This window comes from Mucilaginibacter corticis (assembly GCF_007558865.1).
In the GTDB taxonomy this organism is placed as follows: Bacteria; Bacteroidota; Bacteroidia; order Sphingobacteriales; family Sphingobacteriaceae; genus Mucilaginibacter; species Mucilaginibacter corticis.
The window spans coordinates 1,774,280-1,799,327 of sequence record NZ_VLPK01000001.1 but is presented as its reverse complement, the minus strand read 5'-3'; the positions used below and the strand labels follow the sequence as shown (position 1 = coordinate 1,799,327).

The window sequence follows — 25,048 nt, the reverse complement described above, 5'->3', positions numbered from 1 at the left end:
AGTTTTTAGTTTAATAAGATTAAGATTGTAATTTTTTTTACCGGCCAACCGACTGGCTTACGATCTTTGCCGACAGCAGGCAAAGCGGAATACCGCCCCCCGGGTGCACACTGCCGCCGCAAAAATAAAGGCCTTTTACCTGGCCCGATTTATTGGCGTGACGCATAAACGCGGCGTACTTACTATTTGAACTGGTACCGTAGATCGATCCCTGGTAAGATGAGGTTTTGCTTTCAATACCGCGGGGATCTAATATGCTTTCGCTGATGATGAGCGGAGTTACATCCCGGTTCAATAATCGGGATAATTTAGCCAGGATATTTTTTCGGGCTTGGGTTGTCAGGCCGTCCCAATTCTGCCCGGTATTGGCGGGTACGTTGATCATGACGAACCAGTTCTCGCAGCCGCGCGGCGCGTCGTCAGGATTTAGTTTTGAACTAATATTGAGATAAACGGTCGGGTCGTGGTAAATATCTTTTTCTTTCCAGATGTGGTCAAACTCGGCTTTATAATGGGCACTAAAGAAAATGTTATGCAGATCGAGCTCATTGAACGTTGTATTTATCCCCCAGTAAAACACCAATGCCGAACTGCTGCGCTCTTGTTGTAATGTTTTTTGCGGATGAAGCTTTGGATGATCTTTTAACAGCTTTTTATAGGTGAACCAGATATCCATGTTTGATACTACGATATCGGCATTAATCAACTCGCCTTTAACCTTTACCCCCAGTATAACTTTATTATTTAAAACGATCTCGTCAACCGGCGACTGATAATGAAATTTTACCCCCAATTCTTCCGCCAGCTTTACAAGTGTGTTAATAATGCTGTACATGCCCCCTTGGGGGAAATAGGCACCAAGTTGCTGTTCCAGGTGCGGAACCACGTTTAGCGTAGCCGGCGCGGTATAGGGGTTTGAACCATTGTAGGTGGCATACCTGTCATAAAACTGCACCAGCCGCTTATCTTTAAAAAAACTTTGATTTGCCCGGTGCATGGTGCGCGCTGTATCCAACTTGGGCAGGTTTACCAGGGCTTTTAACGCTTCTTTATTAAATAAACTATTCAGCCCGCTAAAGCCCCGTTCTAAAAAAACAGGGTTAGTTAATTCATAGATCTTGCTGCTGTTTGCGCGTTGCTTTTTCAGCGATGCGGCAGGTTCGTCGGTGATGGTAGTTATTTCTTTTATAAACTTTGCCTCGTCGGCATAAGCGGTTAAGCGGGTGCCATCCTCGTAAAAATACTTACAAATGATATCCAATTCTTGGTATTTAAAATACTGTGAAGGATCTTTTCCGGCCAGTGCAAATAACTCGTCAATATACCCAGGCAGCGTTAACAAACTCGGCCCGGCATCAAACCTAAAGCCATCTTTTTTTATTTCGGCCAGTTTACCACCGGGCGTGACGTTAGCCTCAAAAACTGATACAGCATAACCCTTAACAGCCAACCGGATGGCTGCCGCTATCCCGGCTATCCCCGCACCTATTACAATGGCTTTTTTTGAAGGCATAAGGGCAAAGGTAATGATTATGCCCAACGTCATTTCTGTAAAAAAAGCGTTGTCATGCTGAGCCCGTCGAAGCACGTGCGTAAGGCCATTACCCGCTATCCTTCGACGAGCTCAGGATGACACCCCAACTCAGAGTAACGACCGGCCTACACCTCGTGATGCACTCCTTCTGTAATTTCCTCGATCACCTTTTTATTGAATGCAGGCAGATCGGCAGGGCGGCGGCTGGTTATCAGGCCATTGTCAACCACCACCTCTTCGTCAACCCAATGGGCACCCGCGTTTTTAAGGTCGGTTTGCAGCGATGGGTATGAGGTAAGTTTGCGGCCTTTGATCATACCGGTTTCTATCAGCATTTGCGGGCCGTGGCAAATGGCAGCCAGCGGTTTACCCTCATCTAAAAAAGCCGACACAAAAGCTACCGCGTCTTTATTCTGCCTTAATTTATCGGGGTTAAGTACACCGCCGGGTAATACCAGCGCGTCGTAATCGTCGGGGCTTACTTCGCTTAGTTCTTTGTCTACATCTACGGTAATGCCCCAGTCAGTTTTATCCCATGCCTTTATTTTACCGCCTTGGGGCGATATGACATGTACCGTAGCACCAGCATATTTTAAAGCCTCAACCGGGCTTGTTAACTCCACCTGCTCAAATCCTTCTTCGGTAAGGATGGCTACTTTTTTATTGCTTAGCGTTGCCATAATATTTTAATTAAGGTTATATAATTTACCTTATAATACTACAGGCGGTATGGTGGATGGTTTTGGGAAATTGAACATTCCCTTACTATTATTTTAAGAATACACTTATCCTGAACTTACGCTATTTATAAAACTTATACATCCGTTCGGCAAACAGCAATATCAGTTCTTCTATCTCCCGGCCGTTAAGGCAAAGGCCGAACTCATGTGCGCTAAAAGCAATTCTTTATTTCTGATCTCTTCGTTCAAACCGGTCTGATTTAAACCATAAAAGTAATTGAAAAAGGTTTATAAAGTGCAACCGCCGGGCCTGACTATGGGCTAAGTAATCACCATCAATTCTTCTGCGCCGGGGTGATCCTGAATTCTTTTTTGTGGCTATCCCTTAAAATGCCGATATATTGAAACTGACCTATCTTATCTTCCGAAAGCTGCTTAAATAAATGGTCGGACGTTTCTATAATCTGATTATTAAACGAGTAGATAATATCACCATCCAGGATCCCCGCTTTTTCGGCAGGGCTTTTTGCAGCTACCTTAGATATGAATAGCGCCTTTGTGTTATGAATCTCGTGTATCGTTCTCAGTTTTGGCACCAGGTCAATCTGCTGTAAAACCACGCCCAGGTAAGCCCGTTTAACTTTGCCAAAACGAATCAACTGACTGGCAATATCTTTTGCCGTATTGATGTTGATGGCAAAACAAAGGCCCTGCGCGCCATTAATGGTAGCGGTATTTACCCCCACCACTTCCCCATCGGCATTGATCAATGGACCGCCCGAATTACCCGGGTTTAAAGCTGCATCTGTCTGGATCATGTTATCCATCATCCGGCCGTTTTGTCCTTCAAGTGTGCGGCCCAGCGCGCTTACCACACCGGCAGTAACGGTATGCTGAAAGCCCAGGGGATTACCAATGGCAATAACCAGTTGCCCTATGCGTAAATGATCGCCGTCGCCAAATTTAACCGGGATAAAGCTTGCGCCCGAGATTTTAAGTATGGCCAGGTCGGTTTCGCGATCCTCGCCGATAAACGTTGCCCTGTGGGTAACGCCGTCATGCATCTTTACTTTTATGCCGGCCGCCCCATGCACTACATGACTGTTGGTGAACAGGTAACCGTCAGACGAGAACATAAATCCCGAACCTGTGCCGGCGGGAACTTCTTTCTCTCCCTGTTTTTTAAATATTTCAATTTTAACAACCGCGGTCTCGACTTTCTCAACCGCGCTAATAATAGTCTCCGAATAGAGATCCATAAATATCCTTTCAAAGGTGATCCATCAAAATATGAGCCCTTTTGATAAAATGGTCGGAGGGGATAATTTACCTGCTATTTTGTCTGCTTTTATTAAATTTTATTGACGAAAACCGTGTAATACCTGCATTTTTTTGACGCATATTACATCCAAAATTGAGAAATAGAGAATTACAAGGAAGAGGGTAGGGATTATTTACTATCCTTTTTAAAGAATTTAGCGTAAAGGTATTCAACGTATCCTACGCTAAAATAATCAAGGAATTTCCAGTCGGGAAAATAGTCTTTCTTCAACGATTTTAATCCGGCCAGTATCATTACTATAATAAGCAGGAATACAGCTATGCTAAATAAAATTTCTATGATTAAGACAAATGCACTCATTTTGCTTTTTTTTGCGTTTTACGAAGATGACCCCGATTTTGTTACTAACATAATCATTTTTTAGCCTACGGTCAAACATTTCTAATATTTCGGCAAAAGTATCATTTAAAGGTTTATTTTCTTTGCCAGGCAACTACGTTTATTACTTTTGCGTATCATTAATTAGAATTAGACTAAATAACATTGATTGATATTTTACTTGCCGATAATCAGATCTTGACCCGCGAGGGTATAAAAGCTATGCTGGCCGATATTTTAGATATGAATATTGCGGGCAATGCAATGCATTTTATCGAGCTGGATGAGTTGATCAATAAACATCAACCCCGTGTTATTATATTTGATCCTAACTATAATCAAAAATTTACTGTTGATCATGTTAAAGCCATACAGGCAAAATACCCGGCTACTCGGATCTTAATTTTATCAAACCGGCATGATCGCACTGAAGTATTGCAATTGATCGATCTTGGTATTAAAAACTATGTCTTTAAAGAATGCAGCCGCGAAGAATTGGTGCGTGCCATTTACTCGACAGCCAAAGGTGAACAATTTTTCTGCAAAAACACTTTTGAAACACTTTTCGGCAATAAACTGATTGCCGAAAAAGATGATACCCTGCCCCAATTATCATCGCGTGAGAGTGAACTTATTCGCCTGATAGCTGACGGTTTAACCAATAAAGATATTGCCGAAAGACTTTTTCTGAGTATCCATACCATTAAGACCCATCGTAAAAACATCATCAAAAAGCTGGGCTTTACCTTTAAAAACACAGCCGAGCTATCCGCCCTTTTACAAAAATATTAATTTATTTAGACTAATTACAAATTACCCCCGAGGGGGTATTGTCCACTATAATCGGTGAAGGTACTTTTGCGACAGATAAACAAAATCAAAACATCATGAAAAAATATCTATCAATAGCCTGTGCCTTAACCATTGCAGCTTCGGTGATAACCGGTTGCAGTAAAAACGACAAAACGCCTACCCCGGTTGATCCGGCGCCGGTTTATACCGTACCAACAACATACAATTTCGACAACGCAAATTTTGCTGACGCTACAACCCGCCTGGGCATGTACACAGAAATTTCAACGTTAATGAAAAACGCGCTTACCGGTACTTTTGATGCTGCAAAAGCAAAAGCCATGCTTACCAATACAGGTGCACCTTTTACAACTGCGGCTTACAATACTTCAGGTATCCAGCTTAATGATCAGTTTGCACCTGCATTTAAAACAGATGCAAGTAACTTTATTGACAGCCTGGCTAAAGCAAGCGCGGCAGCTTCAACAGCGGCAAGCCGTGGTGTAGCAGGTGTTGGTGCAAGTTCTGCCAACGCTGCATCTAAATATGCCTTAACAAGCCTTGGTGTTAACTACGCGCAAGTATTTAACAAAAACTTTATGGGCGGTTTAATTACTTACCAGATAGTTACTACTATGGATAACGTTGTTAATCAAACCATTGACAACACTACTGTAGTTAATGGTTCGACAGCAATGGAGCATGCCTGGGACCTTGCTTTTGGTTACTGGGGCGTTCCTGTTGATTTCCCTACCAACAAAACCGGCGCTAAACTTTGGGGTAGCTACAGCACACAGGTCGACTCTGGCTTTAAAGCCAACAAGATCCTGATGGATGCTTTCTTAAAAGGCCGTGCAGCAATCAGCGCTAAAGACAAACCTGTATTTGTTGCACAAGCTAAGATCATTATCACAGCAATGGAAAAATTAACCGGTGCTGCCGCTTTACAGGAAGTTAAGGAAGTTAAAGAATCTATCAGCGATAACATGGCAAGAAATAGCCGTTTATCTGAGTGCTACGGATTTGTTAACTCATTAAAATACAACCCTAAGAAAGTAGTTACCGACGCGCAGATAGCTGCTTTCCTGGCGCTGTTCCCGAAAACCTTTTACGATCTGACATTAACTGACGTTAACGCCATAAGAGATGCTGTTGCTAAACAATATGATTTTGACAGCGTGAAGGACATATTATAATTAAATAAGAAAACATTAATCAAGTTAACCATCCGCACCTTAAAACGTACGGATGGTTTTACTGTAAATAGCAAACCATGAAAAAGATCATCTACCTGGCATTAACAGCCGCTACTACCTTTTTACTGATCCAATCCTGCTCAAAATCATCAGACGGCGGATCAAAAAACACCAACACCGGCTCATCGTTTGATCGTAAAGCCATGCTAGTAAATATCAGCAGTAACATTATCATTCCGGCTTACACATCATACCATGATGCTACCGTCAGCCTTGATGCAGCGGTCACCACATTTAACACTACGCCTACTGCCGGTAATTTAACTGCTTTACAAAATAGCTTTATAGCTGCTTACAAACAATGGCAGTCAACATCCATGTATAATTTCGGCCCTGCGCAGGATGCTGGCCTGGGTGTAAATACCAATACTTACCCGGTTAGTGTAACGCAAATAACTGCCAACATAAATTCAGGAACTTATAACCCATTATTGCTGGCCAACCTTGCTGCAAAAGGTTTGCCCGCGCTTGATTATTTGTTATTTGGCACCGGCGCGGATAACGCCGCTATCCTGGCCCAGTTCACAACTGACAGTAAAGCAGCAAACCGCAAAACTTATCTTGCCGCTTTATCTGCCGAGTTAAAAACAAACGCCACAACCGTATTGGCAGCCTGGAACGGCAGTTATAAAACTACCTTTTTAAATGCCACCGGGACTGACGTAAGCAGCTCGACCGGTCAACTGGTTAACCAACTGATCTATGATTACGAGATCCTGAAAAATTACGAGATAGGTATCCCGGCAGGTACGCAATCAATGGGTACTACTTTCCCTGAAAAAGTTCAGGCCTATTATTCAAAAATATCTTTGCAATTAACCGAACTGCATTTGAGTGCGATACAAAATCTATATAACGGCGCTACAGGCTTAGGGCTTGACGACTATTTGATATCTGCAAACAACACTGCGCTTAATACCCGTATACAAACACAGTTCAGCGCCGCTGCAACAAAATTACAAGGTCTAACCGACCCATTATCTGCAAACATTATTAGCAACCCTACCGCAGTAACCGCAAGTTATACCGAGCTGCAAAAATTAACAGTGATGTTAAAAACAGACATGACACAAGCGTTAGGCATTGCTATTACTTTCGGCGATAACGACGGAGACTAAACAATGCCCGGTTCTGTAAAGCTTAATTTTTCATCGCTTGTAAAAGCGCAAGTACATATTGCTCCCCTTTCTGTCCTCAGGATAGCATTTGGGAGCATTATGCTTGTTAGCACCATCAGGTTTATACTAAAGGGGTGGGTCTACGCTTTCTACATAAAACCGCAATTCCATTTTACTTTTTACGGGTTTGACTGGGTAAAACCACCTGCCGGCGCGGGTATGTACGTGTTGTTTGCTATACTGACCGTAGCAGCAATAATGGTAACCATCGGTTTGTTTTACAGGGCGGCAATCATTACTTTCTTTTTATGCTTTACTTATGTAGAGCTGCTTGATAAAACCACCTATTTAAACCATTACTACTTTATAAGTGTAATGGCTTTTTTAATGATCTGGGTACCTGCTCATCGTTATTTTTCTGTCGATACCAAGTTAAGGCCTAAAATTGCTGTAACCCGCGTACCGGCATGGACCATTAATATATTTAAGATGCAACTGGTACTGGTTTACTTTTTCGCGGGTATCTCAAAATTAAATTACGACTGGCTCATAGCAGCTATGCCGCTTAAGATCTGGCTACCGGCCAACAGCCAAATGCCTGTTATAGGCGGTTTACTCACACAAACATGGGTAGCCTACGCCTTTAGCTGGTTTGGGGCGATATTCGACCTCTTTATCGGCTTTTTGCTGTTAGATGGCCGATACCGTAAATGGGCCTATGCACTGGTCATTATCTTCCACCTGTCAACAGCGGTATTGTTTAAGATAGGCATGTTCCCATACATCATGATATGTGTTACCATTGTTTTCTTTTCAGAAAAAACACATATCCGTATAGTCAATTTATTAACACATTTTTTGCCCAAAAGCAAGCATTATACTTCAAATAAAGATTATCATCTGCCTGTATTTAAAACACAATTTATTTATACGGTATTGGCCCTGCACTTTATCATACAACTGCTGTTGCCATTCAGGTTTATGCTGTACCCCGGTAAATTATACTGGACGGAAGAAGGCTACCGCTTTTCATGGCGCGTAATGCTGATGGACAAAGGCGGCACCATATTTTTTTATGTAAAAGACTCCAAAACAGGCAAACGATCAGAGATCATCAACTCACAATATTTAACCACTTTCCAGGAAAGCCAGATGGCTACACAGCCGGACATGATCTTGCAGTTTGCGCATCACCTGGCCGCCGAATATCAAAAAAAGGGGATCAACAACCCCATAGTAACCGCCGATAGTTATGTAACCTTAAACGGCAGCGGCAGCCGCTTATATATTGACAGCACCGTAAACCTTGCCAAAGAACAGGAAACACTGCTGGACCATAAAAAATGGATCATTCCATTTAATAGCACACAACAATGAAATATCTATATATACTCTCTTTCTTATTGATCAGCGTTTTCCGATTATCCGCGCAAAACTTAACCATAAACGGCACAGTTAAAACTACAGCGGGCGAGGGCGTACCAAACGCAAGTGTACGGTTAAAAAACACATCGTATGCCACCCGGTGCGATACCGCCGGTAATTTTCAGTTAAGCATATCAAAAGGCCGTTACACATTAACGGCAACTGCGGTTGGCTATAAGCCGGCTACGCACAACATCAGCGTTGAACATGATATAACCGTCAATATTATTTTGGTAGATGACGTACAGGAGCTTAAAAACGTTGATGTAAAAACCGCTAAAGAAAAAACATTCGGCGTTACGCGGATGAAAGCCGTTGAAGGCACCACCATTACCGCCGGCAAAAAAAGCGAGGTGATTGTATTGGACGATATCACCGCCAACAAAGCAACCAACAATACCCGGCAGATCTACTCGAAAGTTGCAGGTTTGAACATCTGGGAAAGCGATGGCGCGGGGATCCAGTTGGGCATAGGCGGCCGCGGACTAAACCCTAACCGGGTAACAAACTTTAATACACGTCAAAATGGCTATGATATCAGCGCGGATGCTTTGGGCTACCCTGAAAGTTACTATACCCCTCCTGCCGAGTTAACAGACCGGATAGAAATATTGCGCGGGGCGTCATCACTGCAATATGGTACACAATTTGGCGGTATCATCAATTTTAAATTGAGAGAAGGGGCAACAGATAAACCCTTTGAAATAACTGCTAATGAAACTGCCGGATCATGGAATTTCTTTAATACTGCTACAAGCATTGGCGGCACAACGGGAAAAGTGCAGTACTATGCCTACTACCAGCATAAACAAGGCGACGGATGGCGGCCAAACGGGCATTTTAATGATAATACTGCCTATACTTCTGTAACTTATAAGGCAAGCGATAAGTTTGCCATTACCTTGCAGTACACCTACATGAACTACCTTGAGCAACAGCCGGGCGGGTTAACAGATAATCAATTTTATGATGATCCGCGTCAATCTACCAGGGCGCGCAACTGGTTTAAGGTAAACTGGAATTTAGGGGCAGCAATTGTCGATTATAAGATCAATGATAACCTGAAATTTAACTCGCGCTTTTTTGGTTTGTATGCAGGCAGGGATGCTGTGGGGCAAATTAATTACAGCAATGTTACCAACGTTAACGGCGACAGAAACCTTTATGTAGATCATTATAAAAATTATGGCAACGAAAGCCGTTTACTGTACACTTATAAATTAGGCGGTAACGCGCAAAACTTGTTGGTTGGGGTAAGATATTATAACGGCCACACCGACCGGCAGCAGGGGTTTGGCAATAATGCATCAACAGGTAACAGTAACGATTTTACCTATGGTACGTCTGAAGATGATGTAAATGGCTACTCGCATTACAAGTTCCCTAATTACAACCTTGCCTTTTTTGCCGAGAATATATTCCGCATAACGCCTAAATTTAGTGTTATCCCTGGCTTACGGTTTGAGAATGTAATTACCAAAGCTACCGGATCTTTTGTAGACGTAAGGAAAGATCAGGCCCAAAATATTTATTATCGTAAAGACAGTGTCGACAATAAGAACAGCAACAGGCATTTTTTAATTGGTGGTTTAGGGTTTAGTTATTACCAAAACCGAGCCATACAATTGTATGCCAACATATCGCAAAACTATAGGGCCATTAACTTTAATGACCTGAATTCAGCTATACCGGGCTTAAAGGTTGATCCTAATTTACAGGATGAAACCGGTTATTCAGCCGATGCCGGGATCCGAGGTAATATAGACGGCGTATTGGATTATGATGTTAGCTTATTTATGATCCATTACGATAACAGAATAGGCAGCAAAGAAGAGTCGGACGCTAGTTTCAATACATTTCGTTATCGTACCAACATTGGCGCTTCAAGAAATATCGGTTTAGAATCATTTGCCGAACTGGAGTTTCTTCATTTTATAACCGGCAATGTATCAGATACCAAACTATCTGTATTTAGCAATCTGGCATTGATAGATGCTAAATACACCAGTTCAAAAGATCATTCTTTTGATGGCAAGATAGTAGAGTTTGCACCTGATGTTGTGTTAAAAAGCGGTTTAACTTTTCGTCAAAGTAAATTTACCGCCAGCTACCAGGTATCATATACCAGTATGCAGTATGGCGATGCCACAAATGCGCCAAGCCCCACTGCTGACGGGATCATCGGGATAATCCCGGCCTATACCGTTATGGACCTTTCTGCCAGCTATAAATTTAACAATACATTCACCATACTTGGATCATGTAATAACCTGGCTGATAAACGCTACTTTACCCGGCGTGCAGAAAGCTATCCGGGGCCGGGCATAATTCCTGCCGATGCCAGAGGATATTATATAACTTTGCAGGTAAAACTGTAAATTTGTTAATTATTACAGTGATCCGTAGCTATTTTTGCAAATAAACAAAATAAGGGTAAACCTTTATTACCGGGTTATTCGTATAACGACTAATGTTTAATAACCAACAGATCTAAATACTCTACCGTATTGATTTTTAGGTTTTAGTAGCTGATATTATTATTTGTGAATTTTTACGCCTTATTAGTTGTTGTTTAGTATGAAGTACAAACTGCTGTTTTTTCTTCTCCTGGTGTTTTCTGCCCGGATATACGGCCAATGTACAGTGACTGTAAATTTGACAGCATCAACAACCTCAATCTGTAATGGCACTGCCGCGGTTTTAACGGCGAATGTTTCGGGCGGTACGCCTCCTTACAAATATGCATGGAGTACTGGTGAGACAACACAAACCATAAGCGCTAATAAAACCGGTATACCTTACACCGTTACCGTAACCGACCAAAACGGAAGCTGCCCGGGTGTAAGTAAAAGCATTACGTTAATTGCTAATCCTACGCCGGCAGCGCCAACGGCAACTGATGCTATTACCTGCCCTAACACTACTACCACCCTTACTGCCAGCGGATCAACAGGCAGTTACCAGTGGTATGATGCTGCCACGGGTGGTAATCTTAAAGGCACGGGCGCCACCATTACAACAGACGTAATTACCCAAAAAACAACCTATTATGTAGAAACTACAGTTAATGGCTGTACCAGTTCACGCACAGCAGTTAATGTTTTCCCCATATCCGGACCGAGTGTAACTACGGCCTCAACCTGCGCGGGTTCTTCTGTAACTTTAACCGCATCAGGCGCCGGAGATTACAGATGGTATGATAATCCGGCAGGTACAGGTACACCTTTAAGTACAACCGCTACATTTACAACGCCTTCACTTTTTGTTACTACAAAGTATTATGTTATAGGTATAACCGCAGGCTGCGTTAGCTTACCAACAACTGCTACGGCTACTGTTATCACCTCGCCGGCCCCGCCAAATGCACCGGGAGTAAGCACATGTTCTGGCTCTGGCGCTACGCTGCATGCCAGCGGACCAACTAATGCTGTATTTGATTGGTTTGATGTACCAACAGGCGGTACGTCATTAATTTCAAGCCCTGATTTTACTACACCTGCGTTAACCTCAAGTAAAACTTATTATGTACAAGCCACAGTAGGCGATTGTATAGGCTCAAGAACCGCTGTAACTGTTACTATAAACCCAATTCCTGCAGATCCGGTACTTACAGATGTTTCCGGCTGTTTTGGCACTCCGCTAACCATAAATCTGCCCGCACCAGCCAACGGTACCTATAGATGGTATGCTACCGCTAACAGTTTCAACCCGTTTACAACCGGTAACACTTATACAATTAGTAATTTAACTGCATCTACAACCTATTATATAGAAGTTGTAAGCGCCGGCGGGTGTGTTAGCGGGCGAAAACCTATAAACATACTTGTAAACCCTGCCCCGGCTGCACCGGTGGTTCCTAATGTAACAATTTGCTCAAACAACGTAGCAACCTTAACTGCCACCGGCCCCGCAGGCGCCACATTTAATTGGTACACTACGTCTACAGGTGGTACTCCATTGGTTAATCCCGCTACGGACCCATCAACTTTTACTACGCCCGTACTTACTGCAACTACTATTTATTATGTACAAACTACGGTTAACGGTTGCAGCAGCACCCGTACACCGGTAACGGTAAACATTAACGCCCCGCCGGCTGCTCCAACTGCTATAGGCCCGCCGGCTGTTTGCGCAGGATCACCGGTTACGCTTACGGCTATCGGCACAGGTGTAAGTATAGAATGGTACGATGCCCCAACCGGAGGCACAAAGCTTAGCGGTAATAGCACATTGTCTATATCCTCATTAACCAATACCACAACTTACTACGTACAAACCACCGATGCTAACGGTTGTTTAAGCCCGCGAAAGGCGGTAACGGCAACTGTAAACGCCTTGCCACCCCAGCCAACTATAACCGGCGCTACCAGTATATGTTCGGGCAGTAAAGCTATGCTAACCGCTACGAGTACAGGGGCAACTAACATATTCTGGTATGCTGATGCAACCAACCCTACCCCGATATTTACAGGAGGAAATGGCAGCACTTATACTACGGCTACATTATCAAAAACAACAACTTATTATGTATCGGCTACTAACGGCACCTGCGAAAGCGAACGCAAACCCGTTACAGTTACCGTACTTTCAGGCAATCAATTTTCTTATGCATCGGGCACTTATTGCAAGCTTGGCGGTATAAACCCTGTGCCGGTTATAAATGCGCCCGGCGGTGCCTTCAGCGCATCTGCCGGTTTAGTGATCAATCTTGCTACCGGAAGAATAGATGTCACTGCCACACCTTTAGGATCATATACGGTAACCTACACTAATGGCTGTGCAATAACCACCCGGACCATCAACATTGTTACCAGCCCTGATCCTGCTTTTTCTTACAGTCCGGATACTTATTGCAGCGGCGTGCCTAAACCTGTTTACACAAATCCAACCGGTAGCGCAGGGGTTTTTACAGCAAGTCCCGCAGGCTTAGTTTTTAGTGACCCAACTGCAGGTTATGTTGATTTGTCAAACAGTAAACCCGGCACATACACCATAACCAATACCATAGACGGTATAGTTGGTTGCACAACAGCTGCCTCGTCAGCTACATTAACTGTAACGCCAACAGCAAATGTAAATGCCGGCCCCGATCAAATTGTTGCAACAGGTACCCCGGTACAGTTGGCAGGCAGCGTACCTGGCGGCGCAACAGGAACATGGAGCGGCGGCACCGGATCTTTTTCAAGCACTACCGCGCTAAACGCAGTGTATACTCCTGGTCCAGGTGAAACCAGCGTTACACTTACGCTTACTGCACCAGCCGCGCCTTGTTTAATAAACAGCAATACCGTCTTTATTAGATTTAACCCGCAACCTGCACCCCCTGGGGTTAATGCTACACCAGCGACATTACCTATATGTGCGGGAACGCCTGTTACATTAACTGCAACAGCAGCGGCAGGCGCTACATTAAAATGGTATGACGCCCCTACAGCAGGCACTCTTTTATTTACAGGTGCTAATTACCCCATATTGCCAACTATTACTACCACCTATTACGTACAGGCAACAGTTGCCGGTGTAACCAGCACCCGTACAGCTTTCCAAGTAACCGTTAACCCATTGCCTGACCCGCCGACAGTTGATCCGGTTGCGGCCATATGTCCCGGCACACAGGCTACAATTACAGCACATGGTTCAACGGGGGGGTATAGCTGGTATACTGTACCTACAGGTGGTAGCGCCTTTGCTTCTAATATAACAACACCCCTAACTACCGGAATTTTAACAGCCAACACTACTTATTATGTAGAGTCGGTCAACAGCACAGGTTGTGCCAGTGCTACACGCACAAGGGTTGATGTAAATATAAGCGCCTTACCAAATGTAACAAGCCCGCTAATAGATAATGTTTGTAGTGGTAATGCATTAAATTATACCATCACGGCAGATCAGCAAAACACTACGTTCACTTATACACGTAATTTAACAACTAACATCAATAACCCGGCGGTAACTAATGTACCCGCATCCTCTATTACAGAATCTTTAATAAGCACAGCTACCGTCCCGGTAAATGTAACTTATATTATTACTCCCCACTTAAATGGTTGTGACGGTCCGCCTGTTAACTACGTGGTTACGGTTTATCCTACACCTATAGTTACCAATGATACCACTACCTCGCATCCAATAGTATGTAGTGGCGTCGCCGCACCGGCAGGCAGCCCTGTTTTCACCATTACTTTTAATACGCCGGGTGCAGGTACTCTTGCAACCTGGAGCCGCGATGCCGTGGCAGGCATTACAAACCAGCCTGTAAAGGGCCAGGTGAGTAACTCTATACGTGAGACTTTATTTAATAACACTGCCGCGCCGATAGACGTATTTTATGACTTTACTTATACTAACGGCAATTGCCAGGGCTCAACATACAGACTTAGGGTAACTGTAAACCCAACAGTTACTATAACAAGCGCACCAAAAAATACCGCCTGCAGCGGCGTACCGGAAAATTATGTAATTACCTCGACAGTACCCTCTGCTGTTTATGGCTGGAGCAGGAAAGCTTTTGACGGTATAAGCAATCCCGCAGAACCCGGTAAAGTTTCAAACGTCATTGATGAAACTTTAATCAACACTACCCTTAAACCTGTCAACGTATATTATCTAATCTACACAATTACTAACGGCTGTCAAAACGTTCCTTTTCTTTACATCGTAACAGTCAATCCGCAACCGGTAACACCAAAGGCTACCTCCAATAGCCCGGTATGTACAGGCAAGACAATAACTTTAAGTACCTCTACAATAGCTCCCGTTGGTGGTACTTACTCGTGGACCGGCCCAAATGGCTTTACATCGTCATCACCAAATCCAACTATAACTATTGATAATGCTACTGTAGCTAATGCCGGTACTTATACTTTAACTATAGTATCAAATGATTGTTCAAGTGTGTCTTCAACTGTTGATGTAGCTATCGATGCACTACCCGTGGCAAACGCAGGGCCTGATCAAACCGTTTGCCAGCTTGCCACAGCTGTACAACTTGATGGCAGCGTATCAGGCGGTACAACAACCGGCCAATGGTCTGTTACCAAGGGTAATGGTGTACTACCCGATCCGGCAAATTTAAAAGGAATCTATAACCCGTCGGCAGCTGATGTTTTGGCAGGCTCTGTAACGCTTACACTATCATCAACCAGTGCCGACAACTGCGATATATCAACAGATGATGTCGTTATTGAATTTCACCCGCTACCGGGCACGGATGCCGGACCTGACCAGCCTATATGCTCACAGACCACTATTGTGCCTTTAAGCGGTAAAATATTAATGGCCGGCGATGGCACGTGGTCCACTTCGGGCACAGGTACCTTTAGCCCATCTGCAGCACAGGCAAACGGAGGCGCAAGTCCTGTTTATAATCCAAGCGCTGCCGATATTGCCAGCGGCACTATTCAACTCATACTTAAAGCCAACAATACAGACCCATGCTATTATCCTACAGATACGGTAAAGCTAACTTTCTTACCACCGCCTACTGTTAGTGCCGGCGATACTAAGTTTGTATTAAAAGGAAATACGGTTGTGTTAACGCCTACAGTTAGCGACCCTAAAGTGACTTACAACTGGCAGCCCAATACTCTGCTTGACGATAATACGCTTAAAAACCCTACAGTAACCGGCGATGTTGACCGGGTATATACCTTAACAGTAACCGATAGCCTGGGTTGTGTTGCAAGCAGTAGTGTTACAGTAAGGGTTGCACCACCTATTATTATACCGAATACCTTTACACCTAATGGCGATGGTATTAATGATCTGTGGGATATACAGGGCTTAATAGCCTATACCGCAGCCGACGTTAGTATATTTACCAGGAGCGGCCAAAAAATTTATCACAGCATTGGTTACAGTAAACCATGGGACGGCATGTATGATGGCAAGCCATTGCCATTTGGCACCTATTACTATGTTATAGATCCAAAATTCTTTTTCAAAACTTTCTCGGGTTATGTTACACTTGTAAAATAACTATTACTACAGCAATTAATTTAAAGGTATCAAACTTATCTTTTTGACTGCAAATAGGTTAAGGTATAAAACAAGTAAGGCCCCTGATGGGCAGGGGCCTTTACTAAACCAATTATAAACCTAAATTATGAGAAGACTATTTCAATATGCGGTTGAGTTGTTATCTCGTTTGCATGGTGTAAAGGTAACACTTACTTTTTTACTGTGCAAATTTATTTTTGTAATTTTTTTGTAAAAACGATATCTACACCTATCATATTATCAAATTATACACTTAAACATTAACATTGTGTTAATTGGAATAGATTTTTGTAATTTTTTAAGACATCTCAGGCATTTTCGACTTAAAAATTTTTTTTACCGCATTTTTAGACTCTAAAAACCATTAATTTCTTAAAAATCATCAAAAATTTACATGCAATCAATCTAATTTTTACATTTTATGGCGATTTTTTATCTTTTTTAATTAAAAAATTAATAATTCAGATAATTACCACGATCAAATTTTTCTATTGATAATATTTTAATAACAATAATTTAACACATGGACTGAGCTGTTAAATAATATTACTTGCGGCAAACATCAATATTAAAATGCTTTTACATTTTTGCAGTCAAAATATTTAATATGCCTGCGGCTACCAAAAAAGAAACACCTCATTTAACTACTACCACGCTTTGGGTAATGACTATTACTACCGGCCTGGTGGTTGCAAATTTATATTACAACCAACCCTTACTGGTTGACATTAGCCATACTTTTAATGTAAATAGCGGTAAAGCCGGGCAGGTATCGGTATTTACTCAAATTGGGTACGCGTTAGGCATGTTTTTTATCATTCCGCTGGCAGATATGTTCAAACGCAAAAAATTGATGCTGATCGATTTTGCGTTTGTAGTGATCTCATTAGTGTTAGCCGGGGCAGCGCCAAATATCAATATATTATTAATAGCCAGTTTTTTTATTGGCTGTTCGTCCATGATACCGCAATTGCTGATACCCATGGCTGCACACCTGGCTAATCCGCATGAGCGTGGTAAAAAAATAGCTTTTGTAATGAGCGGCCTGCTTATAGGCATCTTACTGTCGCGTACGGTAAGCGGTTTGGTAGCTGCACACTTCGGCTGGCGCAGCATGTTTTACATGGCGGCAGCCCTGATGCTGATCATGTGGGCATTGATCTACTTTTTATTGCCCGAGGTTGAGCCCGAATATAAAGGCAGCTATAAAAACCTGATGCTGTCCCTGGTGCATTTAATTAAAGAAGAGCCCCGTTTACGTTTAGCTTCTTTACGCGGTGCGTTATGTTTTGCCTGTTTTAGCGCATTTTGGAGCACACTTACTTTTTTATTGAAACAAAATTTCAATCTGGGCAGTGATGTTGCCGGTTTGTTTGGCCTGGTGGGTGCGTTTGGCGCTTTAGCTGTTGGTGCAATGGGCAGGCTAAGCGACAAAATGGACCCGTACCATTTATCAACCTTTACCCTGGTGTTGGTTATAGTATCATTTGTAGTATTCGCTTTTTCGGGCCATAGCATGGCAGGGTTAATTATCGGTGTTGTATTAATGGATATGGGCGTACAAGCTACGCATATCTCAAACCAGGCCATTATTTTTGCTACCAGGCCCGAGGCGCGGAACAGGATCAATACCATATATATGGTTACTTATTTTATTGGCGGAGCGCTGGGTACTTTTATAGCAACCCAGCTATGGCACAGTTACCAGTGGAACGGTGTATGTATATTGGGTGTAGCTTTATCGGCAATCGCGTTGATCATGCACCTGCTTAACCGCAAAAAGATACAGCATAAGGCTACAACTGTACAGTCCTGAGTACCGGTAAAAAATTAGTGTTCTGTTTTTCTATACACTTTTTACGCTTATCACGTTTTTATTACAATAATTCAAACTGCTGTAAATAAGCATTTTACACGCTATTGTAAATTATTTCTGATTTATCGGTGACTTTTCTTCGCCTGTTTTAAAATCTTGGCATTTGTTTGGAATAGTACTTATCAACCATCAGTTATTTGTTATGATTGTTGAAAACAAGAAACCGGAAGAGGCTAAAGAAAAGGAATGGGAAAACCCCGCAGATCCTGCAAAGCCAACCGACGAGCGCGACAAGGAACAGTTACTTAGACAGTACAAAGAAGCCAAGCGCCGCCACGATAATTTAACAGATGATAAGGAAACAAAAAAAGAACAATAAGACATTTAAAACATACATTATGAAAACCCACAACCCAAGACCGGCCGTAAGTAAATTAGTAGCCAAGTTTGACAACGAGTTAAGAGAGATCATAATGAATGATCTGAAAATGCTGAAAGCAGCTAAAAATCAATTTTTAAAAGTGATAACTAATGAGCAACTGTCTGTTGCGTAAACCATAAAAACATTCACCCCCTTAAAGACATCTACCTATGAAAGCTTCACAAAAACCGGCAACCAGCAAATTACTTATCCGTTACGATAACGAATTAAAAAACCTGTTAATGGCAGACCTAAAAGCTTTCAAAAAAAGAGGTCAGTTTACCAGCAACAACCAGGCAACTGCACAACAAGCGGCCTGATCAACATATACACATCTACCTATAAAAATCTACTACCTATGGAAACGATAGCGCCCTGCAATTTTGCAAGGCGCTATTTTGCGTAAAGAATTATCTCCACGTCATTGCGAGCGATAGCGTGGCAATCTCTACACGATAGATATACTCTACTTACTATCCGCCTGTCGCGCAGAGATTGCCACACTCGTTCCTCGTTCGCAATGACGACTTACAAAAGATATTGATTTTTTTTACAAACTCCTCTCCATTCTTCTTTTCAAATATTTCCTGATCGGCACATCAATAAAAGTCATAATCAGCCAGGCAAATACGACCAATAATACTACGGATACAGGTATTACTATCAGCAGCTCATTTACTGCAGGTTTACATTTCTCTATATAGCTAAAAAATATCCATATAAAAGGATAATGCACCATATAAAGCGGATAGGATAACTCGCCCGAGAATTTGCAAATGTGGTTAAAAACCGGCCGTAATGTTGCCCCTGCTCCCAGCGACACTAAAAAAGGCAGTACAAATATCACGATGAGCGGTTCTGATATGAAATTCCATTTGTTTGAGTATTGAGATGTCAACACAGCCAATAGCAAAATGCTTACCGATAAAAACCCAAGCCGCGTTTTAAGGATCCAACCCAACCTGTAAACCAGCATCCCTGCCAGAAAAGAATAAAATACACGGATAAAGCCGGCAGGTATATTATCGCCGCCCCAGCCGCCGCTTAAGTTACCCGACCTGCTTGCCTCAAAAATGATTAGGCCTGCAGCGATAACCACCAGCACCCAAAGTATTTTATTACGCAGTTTAACTAAAACAAGCGCGTAAAATATATTGGCAATATATTCCCAAAATAACGACCAACTTGGCGGATTATAATGAAACAGATTAAAGTACCGCTCGCGAATGACAGGGTACGGGATCATTAAACAAGATGTGATAAACATTATGACAGCTTTGGCCGCACCATATTTGGTATGCAGATCGCTAAACGGATCAAACAACCAGCACAGCAAACCAATTATTGACCCAATAATTACCAATGGGTGCAGGCGAATGAGCCGCAGCTTTACAAAGGTTGAAAAGCCAATTTCTTTTATCCGGGTATCATAAGCATACGCAATTACAAAACCCGACAGGCAGAAAAAGAAATCTACAGCAAGGAAAGCATGGCCAACAAAACTTTTTTCATAATCGGGCTGGGCAATCTCCATAAAGTGGAATATCACTACGGTTACTGCAGCTACGCCGCGCAAACCATCTAAGATCTGGAAATGTTGCCTGGTTTTTAAGAGTTCCGGATTGGGTGTTGTACTCATTAATATTTTAATTGGTGCCGCAATGATAGCAATTTAGTTGCATAACCCCACCACTTCATTGCAATGACGCTTTTTTGATGAGGGTGGCATTAATGTGCTTTTTTTGGCCCTTGAAATTTCGTATATTTGTTTGTATCTGCTTAGGCGGCTTCCCTTCAAAAAGTTCTTTAGGATATTTTTTTTCTCGCTCTGAAAAACACGGTATTTTCAATTTTTAATCATACAAAAACTTGATTATCAACCAGATAATCAAAAATCATAACACGGTAAAAGCCCTGATACCCGAAAAATGGCATTTTTTACTACCGGCATCAAGCCAGATACTTGAAAAACGCCTCTTTTTACTACCGGCATAAGCACCGATACCCGAAAAACGACATTTTTTACTACCGGTATTAAACAGTTTGCCGGTAATAATTTATTTGGAATTGTACTTTACAATTAAAGCTGCAGTTTTGGCCGACGCACCGGGTAAGCCCATTTTTTGATCGAGTTGATCATAATTGTCCAGCATGGTTTGGCGGTAAGTTGGGTCGTTTAGGATAGGATCCAGTTCTGCTGCAATACTTCCGGGAGTACAATCCTGCTGGATCAGTTCTTTAACAATACCGCTGTTTACAATAAGGTTGACCAACGAGATGTATTCGAGCTTAACTACGATCTTGGCAATAGAAATAGAGATGGGATTTCCCTTATAAACCACTACCTGCGGGACGTTGAACAAGGCGGTTTCTAAAGTAGCAGTGCCCGATGCCACTACCGCGGCGTGGGCGTTGCTCAAAATATCATAAGTAGCATTAAACAAAACTGGGATAGGCCTGCCTTTTAAATATTGCTGATAATAATCTGCATTAAAAGACGGCGCCCCTGCAATTACGAACTGGCAATCCGGATATTGATCTGCCACGGCGATCATATCCGGCAGTAAATAGTTGATCTCTTGCTTGCGGCTGCCTGGTAACAGGGCAATTATCTTTTTACCGGCGAGTTTATGCTTTTGTAAAAAGCCTACATCGGGCGTAAATGCAGAAACTACGTCTAATAAAGGGTTACCTACATAATCAACCTCCATGCCCCATTCTTTATAAAAATCAACCTCGAACGGCAGGATACAAAAAAGGTGATCAACTACCTTTTTGATCTTGAGTACCCGCTTCTGGTTCCAGGCCCAAACTTTGGGCGAGATATAATAGTTAACCGGCAGGTTATTTTCTTTGGCAAAGGCGGCTATCTTTAAATTGAACCCCGGGAAATCTATCAGGATCAAAACATCGGGATGGTAATTGGCTATATCCAGCTTGCAAAAAGCCAGGTTCTTCAATATGGCGCGCAGGTTGGCCACTACTTCAAAGAAACCCATAAAGGCCATATCGGCATAATGCTTAACTAAAGTACCGCCTTCGGCCTGCATGAGGTCGCCGCCAAAAAAACGAAATTCAGCTTGCGGATCAAGCTTCTTCAGTTCTTTCATTAAGTTGGCCCCGTGCAGATCGCCCGAAGCCTCGCCGGCCACCAGGTAGTATTTCATTGTGCTGGGTTATGAGTGATCATAGCCAAAAGTACAATTAAACGTCAAACTTCCAGCTGTTTAAAACCGGGATAGCATGATGCGCGGTCATATCAAACTGGATAGGCACTACAGATACATAATGGTTATCAAGCGCCCATGAGTCGGTATCCTCGCCATTGTCATTCACCTGGAAAACACCGCTTATCCAGTAATACGGGCGTTTGTAAGGGTCCATGCGTTCGTCAAAATCTTCGGCCCATTTGGCGTTAGCTTGCCGGCAGATCTTGATGCCTTTTATATGTCCTCCTGCCGGGAAGTTTACATTTAATAAAGTAGCGGTAGGCAAGCCATTGGCTAAAACCTGTAAAGCAAGTTCTTTGATATATTTTAAGGTGTGGCTAAAATCGGCCTGCCAGGTGTAATCATCTAAAGAAAAACCGATGGACGGGATACCCTCGATAGCACCCTCAACTGCTGCTGACATGGTACCTGAATACAGCACATTGATACCGTTGTTCAATCCGTGATTGATGCCAGAAACGCACAGATCAGGCTTTTTGCCCTTGAAGATCTTGGTAACGGCAACCTTCACACAATCAACCGGGGTGCCCGAACAACTGTACATTTCTATGCCTTCGTAAATATCAACTTTGTCTAACCTTAGTGGTTTACCGATAGTAATGGCATGGCCCATACCTGATTGCGGGCTGTCGGGCGCTACAACTACTACGCGACCGATCTCTTTCATTACATGCATCAGGGCTTTGATACCCGGCGCGGTGATGCCGTCGTCGTTTACTACAAGGATATTTGGTTTGGAGTTTGTCATTGGGCGAAATTACGAGTTTGGAATGAGAGTCAAGAAACAAGAGCCAGGAATCAAGATAAATTGTGTCTTGACTCCCGGCTCTTAACTCTTGCTTCCTTATTCCCTTACAACGCTCCCGCCTTGATCTCCTCAACCACTGCCGGATCAAGTAGTGTAGACGTATCGCCTAAATTGCTGGTATCGCCTTCGGCTATCTTTCTCAGTATCCGGCGCATAATCTTACCTGAACGTGTTTTTGGCAGGCCGCTAACAAACTGGATCTTGTCCGGCTTGGCAATGGCGCCAATGATCCGCGCTACAGTCATCATGATATCTTTACGGGTAAGTTCAGGATCATCATGCATATTAGGGCTTACTACGAATGCGTAAACGCCTTGTCCTTTAATATCGTGCGGGTAACCTACTACTGCCGATTCGACTACGGTGCTGTGCATATTAATTGCATTCTCAACCTCGGCAGTGCCAATGCGGTGTCCTGATACGTTCAGCACATCGTCCACGCGGCCGGTAATGCGATAATAGCCATCCGCATCGCGCGAGCAGCCATCGCCGGTAAAATACATATCAGGATAAGTTGCAAAATAAGTTTGGCGGCAACGTTCGTGATCACCATAGGTGGTACGCAGCATTCCCGGCCATGGGAAACGGATACACAAATTGCCGCTAACTTCGTTGCCTTCTATGATAGTTCCTTTCTCGTCGACCAACACCGGCTGTACACCCGGCAGCGGCAGGCTGGCATAGCCCGGTTTTAACGGGGTAATGCCGGCAATCGGGGTGATCATGTGGCCACCATTTTCTGTTTGCCACCAAGTATCCACTATCGGGCAATGGCCATGGCCTATTTTCTCGTCAAACCAGTGCCAGGCCTCTTCATTAATAGGCTCACCTACCGACCCTAACTTGGTTAATGAACTTAAGTCTTTACCGTTTAAAGGTTCCTCGCCGAAACTCATTAATGAGCGGATGGCCGTTGGCGCGGTATATATAATATTGACTTTAAACTTATCTACAATATCCCAGAAACGGCCTGCATCGGGCCAGGTAGGTATACCCTCAAACATTAACGAGGTGGCGCCCTGCGACAACGGTCCGTACACAATGTATGAGTGCCCGGTTATCCAACCGATATCTGCCGTACAGAAATACACCTCATTAGGTTGATATTGAAAACTTGTATCAAAAGTGTAACCCGCGTAAACCATATAGCCGCCGCAGGTATGTACTACGCCCTTAGGCTTACCGGTTGAGCCGGAAGTATAAAGGATGAACAGCATGTCCTCGGCATCCATTTCTTCGGCAGGGCAGTCTTTAATACCCTGTGTTTCTACTTTCTTTATTTCGTCTTCCCACCAAACATCACGGCCCTTTATCATGGCCACCGGGGTGCGAGTACGGGTTAATACAATTACTTTTTGTACAGATGGGCAACGTACCAAAGCATCGTCAATGATGGATTTTAACGGAGTCTCCTTATTACCACGGAAACCGCCATCGGCAGTAATCACTATATTACATTCGGCATCCAGGATGCGGTCGGCAATTGACTGGGCAGAAAATCCGCCAAATACAACCGAATGGATAGCCCCTATCCTGGCGCAGGCCAATAAAGCAATAGCCAACTCAGGCACCATTGGCATATAGATACAAATGCGGTCGCCTTTTTTAGCGCCGTTGTTTTTAAGCACATTGGCAAACTGGCAAACTTTTTTATATAACTGCCTGTAGGTTAACACACGGTGATCTTCTTTCGGGTCGTTTGGTTCCCAGATTATTGCCGGTTTGTCCCTCAATGTTTCCAAATGGCGGTCCAAGCAATTTTCTGTAATATTTAACTTAGCGCCCTGGAACCATTTAATATTTGGTTCTTTAAAGTTCCACTCTAAAACCTTGTCCCATTTCTTTTTCCATAAAAAGCTATCGGCTATACCGGCCCAAAAATCTTCGGGCTGGTCAACACTATGTTTATAAACTTCTTTGTAATGGTCAAATGATGTAATTTTCATAATTGGGTAATTGGTGCGTGTAAATTAGTGATTTTAGTCGCATGTGTAAATGAAAAAATGCACTTTGAGAGAATTGTGCTAATTTAGTACAATGACAGGCCTATTTAAAAGGAAGTATTTTTTAGAGATCTATATACCTATAGGCATAGCAAGCGCACCATTTATAACTTTGCTTGGCGGCCTAATCAATTTAGATCTAAAACTTTGGCTATGCTTTTGTTTAGGCATGGCTGCAGCTATAACCGGCCGTATCATCTATTTAAAAATAAGAAAACCAACACCTGTAGAATAGTCAAACCGTGCCTTTTTGCCAATACGTGATATTTTTTCAAATATTTTAAAAACACTATTGTCTATTTCA

General features: G+C 43.0%; 19 protein-coding genes. 11 read left to right on the top strand and 8 right to left on the bottom strand.

Annotated features, from left to right (window positions below):
• Positions 1-37: 37 nt before the first annotated feature.
• The 4 genes from crtD to FO440_RS07810 form a co-directional block, all read right to left on the bottom strand.
• Positions 38-1,513 (bottom strand): 1-hydroxycarotenoid 3,4-desaturase CrtD, encoded by a 1,476-nt coding sequence (crtD, locus tag FO440_RS07825; protein ID WP_144247636.1) that lies wholly within the window; start codon positions 1,511-1,513, stop codon positions 38-40.
• Positions 1,514-1,659: 146 nt separating this feature from the next.
• Positions 1,660-2,214, bottom strand: coding sequence for a type 1 glutamine amidotransferase domain-containing protein (locus FO440_RS07820; RefSeq protein ID WP_144247635.1), 555 nt, complete (start codon positions 2,212-2,214; stop codon positions 1,660-1,662).
• Positions 2,215-2,549: 335 nt separating this feature from the next.
• A complete protein-coding gene (locus FO440_RS07815) occupies positions 2,550-3,473 on the bottom strand; it encodes a S1C family serine protease (protein ID WP_144247634.1) in 924 nt (307 codons plus the stop codon).
• Between the two features lie 191 nt (positions 3,474-3,664).
• On the bottom strand, positions 3,665-3,856 hold the full coding sequence (locus tag FO440_RS07810) for a hypothetical protein (RefSeq protein ID WP_144247633.1): 192 nt from the start codon (positions 3,854-3,856) through the stop codon (positions 3,665-3,667).
• Positions 3,857-4,039: 183 nt separating this feature from the next.
• Here FO440_RS07810 and FO440_RS07805 point away from each other — a divergent pair, with 183 nt between their 5' ends.
• The 10 genes from FO440_RS07805 to FO440_RS24360 all read left to right on the top strand — a co-directional run bounded on the left by FO440_RS07805 (position 4,040) and on the right by FO440_RS24360 (position 19,023).
• Positions 4,040-4,666 carry a LuxR C-terminal-related transcriptional regulator gene (locus FO440_RS07805; RefSeq protein ID WP_144247632.1) on the top strand — a complete coding sequence of 209 codons (627 nt, stop codon included), beginning with the start codon at positions 4,040-4,042 and terminating at the stop codon, positions 4,664-4,666.
• Positions 4,667-4,761: 95 nt separating this feature from the next.
• A complete protein-coding gene (locus FO440_RS07800) occupies positions 4,762-5,862 on the top strand; it encodes a DUF4856 domain-containing protein (RefSeq protein WP_144247631.1) in 1,101 nt (366 codons plus the stop codon).
• Between the two features lie 77 nt (positions 5,863-5,939).
• Positions 5,940-7,040 (top strand): imelysin family protein, encoded by a 1,101-nt coding sequence (locus FO440_RS07795; protein WP_144247630.1) that lies wholly within the window; start codon positions 5,940-5,942, stop codon positions 7,038-7,040.
• A gap of 3 nt (positions 7,041-7,043) precedes the next feature.
• On the top strand, positions 7,044-8,417 hold the full coding sequence (locus FO440_RS07790; protein WP_144247629.1) for an HTTM domain-containing protein: 1,374 nt from the start codon (positions 7,044-7,046) through the stop codon (positions 8,415-8,417).
• Positions 8,414-10,843, top strand: coding sequence for a TonB-dependent receptor domain-containing protein (locus FO440_RS07785; RefSeq protein WP_144247628.1), 2,430 nt, complete (start codon positions 8,414-8,416; stop codon positions 10,841-10,843). Before FO440_RS07790 ends, FO440_RS07785 begins: the two co-directional genes overlap by 4 nt.
• Before the next feature lie 199 nt (positions 10,844-11,042).
• The gene (locus tag FO440_RS07780; RefSeq protein ID WP_144247627.1) at positions 11,043-16,445 is read left to right on the top strand and encodes an Ig-like domain-containing protein; all 5,403 of its coding nucleotides are present in this window, start codon (positions 11,043-11,045) and stop codon (positions 16,443-16,445) included.
• Positions 16,446-17,073: 628 nt separating this feature from the next.
• Entirely contained in the window at positions 17,074-18,282 is a 1,209-nt protein-coding gene (locus tag FO440_RS07775) for an MFS transporter (protein WP_222103942.1), read from the top strand.
• Positions 18,283-18,484: 202 nt separating this feature from the next.
• The gene (locus FO440_RS07770; RefSeq protein ID WP_186292598.1) at positions 18,485-18,661 is read left to right on the top strand and encodes a hypothetical protein; all 177 of its coding nucleotides are present in this window, start codon (positions 18,485-18,487) and stop codon (positions 18,659-18,661) included.
• 19 nt (positions 18,662-18,680) lie between these two features.
• Entirely contained in the window at positions 18,681-18,836 is a 156-nt protein-coding gene (locus FO440_RS24365) for a hypothetical protein (RefSeq protein ID WP_186292597.1), read from the top strand.
• Between the two features lie 37 nt (positions 18,837-18,873).
• Entirely contained in the window at positions 18,874-19,023 is a 150-nt protein-coding gene (locus FO440_RS24360) for a hypothetical protein (RefSeq protein ID WP_186292596.1), read from the top strand.
• A gap of 230 nt (positions 19,024-19,253) precedes the next feature.
• On the opposite strand, the gene FO440_RS07765 is transcribed toward FO440_RS24360, so the two are convergent.
• From FO440_RS07765 to acs, 4 genes are all read right to left on the bottom strand, one after another.
• Positions 19,254-20,342: an acyltransferase family protein gene (locus FO440_RS07765; RefSeq protein ID WP_144247625.1), complete on the bottom strand. Its 1,089-nt coding sequence runs from the start codon at positions 20,340-20,342 to the stop codon at positions 19,254-19,256.
• Positions 20,343-20,760: 418 nt separating this feature from the next.
• Positions 20,761-21,870 carry a lipid-A-disaccharide synthase gene (lpxB, locus tag FO440_RS07760; protein WP_144247624.1) on the bottom strand — a complete coding sequence of 370 codons (1,110 nt, stop codon included), beginning with the start codon at positions 21,868-21,870 and terminating at the stop codon, positions 20,761-20,763.
• A gap of 37 nt (positions 21,871-21,907) precedes the next feature.
• A complete protein-coding gene (gene surE, locus FO440_RS07755; RefSeq protein WP_144247623.1) occupies positions 21,908-22,681 on the bottom strand; it encodes a 5'/3'-nucleotidase SurE in 774 nt (257 codons plus the stop codon).
• Positions 22,682-22,785: 104 nt separating this feature from the next.
• On the bottom strand, positions 22,786-24,687 hold the full coding sequence (gene acs / locus FO440_RS07750) for an acetate--CoA ligase (protein WP_144247622.1): 1,902 nt from the start codon (positions 24,685-24,687) through the stop codon (positions 22,786-22,788).
• A gap of 91 nt (positions 24,688-24,778) precedes the next feature.
• On the opposite strand from acs, the gene FO440_RS07745 reads away from it, so the two are divergent.
• Positions 24,779-24,979 carry a hypothetical protein gene (locus tag FO440_RS07745; RefSeq protein WP_144247621.1) on the top strand — a complete coding sequence of 67 codons (201 nt, stop codon included), beginning with the start codon at positions 24,779-24,781 and terminating at the stop codon, positions 24,977-24,979.
• Positions 24,980-25,048 lie beyond the last annotated feature (69 nt).

Bases quoted from the DNA above. Each gene is read 5' to 3' on its own strand.
- surE (WP_144247623.1), bottom strand. From the start codon at position 22,681: ATGACAAACTCCAAACCAAATATCCTTGTAGTAAACGACGACGGCATC.
- FO440_RS24360 (WP_186292596.1), top strand. From the start codon at position 18,874: ATGAAAGCTTCACAAAAACCGGCAACCAGCAAATTACTTATCCGTTAC.
- FO440_RS07790 (WP_144247629.1), top strand. From the start codon at position 7,044: ATGCCCGGTTCTGTAAAGCTTAATTTTTCATCGCTTGTAAAAGCGCAA.
- FO440_RS07800 (WP_144247631.1), top strand. From the start codon at position 4,762: ATGAAAAAATATCTATCAATAGCCTGTGCCTTAACCATTGCAGCTTCG.
- FO440_RS07815 (WP_144247634.1), bottom strand. From the start codon at position 3,473: ATGGATCTCTATTCGGAGACTATTATTAGCGCGGTTGAGAAAGTCGAG.
- FO440_RS07785 (WP_144247628.1), top strand. From the start codon at position 8,414: ATGAAATATCTATATATACTCTCTTTCTTATTGATCAGCGTTTTCCGA.
- FO440_RS07765 (WP_144247625.1), bottom strand. From the start codon at position 20,342: ATGAGTACAACACCCAATCCGGAACTCTTAAAAACCAGGCAACATTTC.
- FO440_RS07820 (WP_144247635.1), bottom strand. From the start codon at position 2,214: ATGGCAACGCTAAGCAATAAAAAAGTAGCCATCCTTACCGAAGAAGGA.
- FO440_RS07770 (WP_186292598.1), top strand. From the start codon at position 18,485: ATGATTGTTGAAAACAAGAAACCGGAAGAGGCTAAAGAAAAGGAATGG.
- FO440_RS07780 (WP_144247627.1), top strand. From the start codon at position 11,043: ATGAAGTACAAACTGCTGTTTTTTCTTCTCCTGGTGTTTTCTGCCCGG.
- acs (WP_144247622.1), bottom strand. From the start codon at position 24,687: ATGAAAATTACATCATTTGACCATTACAAAGAAGTTTATAAACATAGT.
- FO440_RS24365 (WP_186292597.1), top strand. From the start codon at position 18,681: ATGAAAACCCACAACCCAAGACCGGCCGTAAGTAAATTAGTAGCCAAG.
- FO440_RS07745 (WP_144247621.1), top strand. From the start codon at position 24,779: ATGACAGGCCTATTTAAAAGGAAGTATTTTTTAGAGATCTATATACCT.
- crtD (WP_144247636.1), bottom strand. From the start codon at position 1,513: ATGCCTTCAAAAAAAGCCATTGTAATAGGTGCGGGGATAGCCGGGATA.
- FO440_RS07810 (WP_144247633.1), bottom strand. From the start codon at position 3,856: ATGAGTGCATTTGTCTTAATCATAGAAATTTTATTTAGCATAGCTGTA.
- FO440_RS07775 (WP_222103942.1), top strand. From the start codon at position 17,074: ATGCCTGCGGCTACCAAAAAAGAAACACCTCATTTAACTACTACCACG.
- lpxB (WP_144247624.1), bottom strand. From the start codon at position 21,870: ATGAAATACTACCTGGTGGCCGGCGAGGCTTCGGGCGATCTGCACGGG.
- FO440_RS07795 (WP_144247630.1), top strand. From the start codon at position 5,940: ATGAAAAAGATCATCTACCTGGCATTAACAGCCGCTACTACCTTTTTA.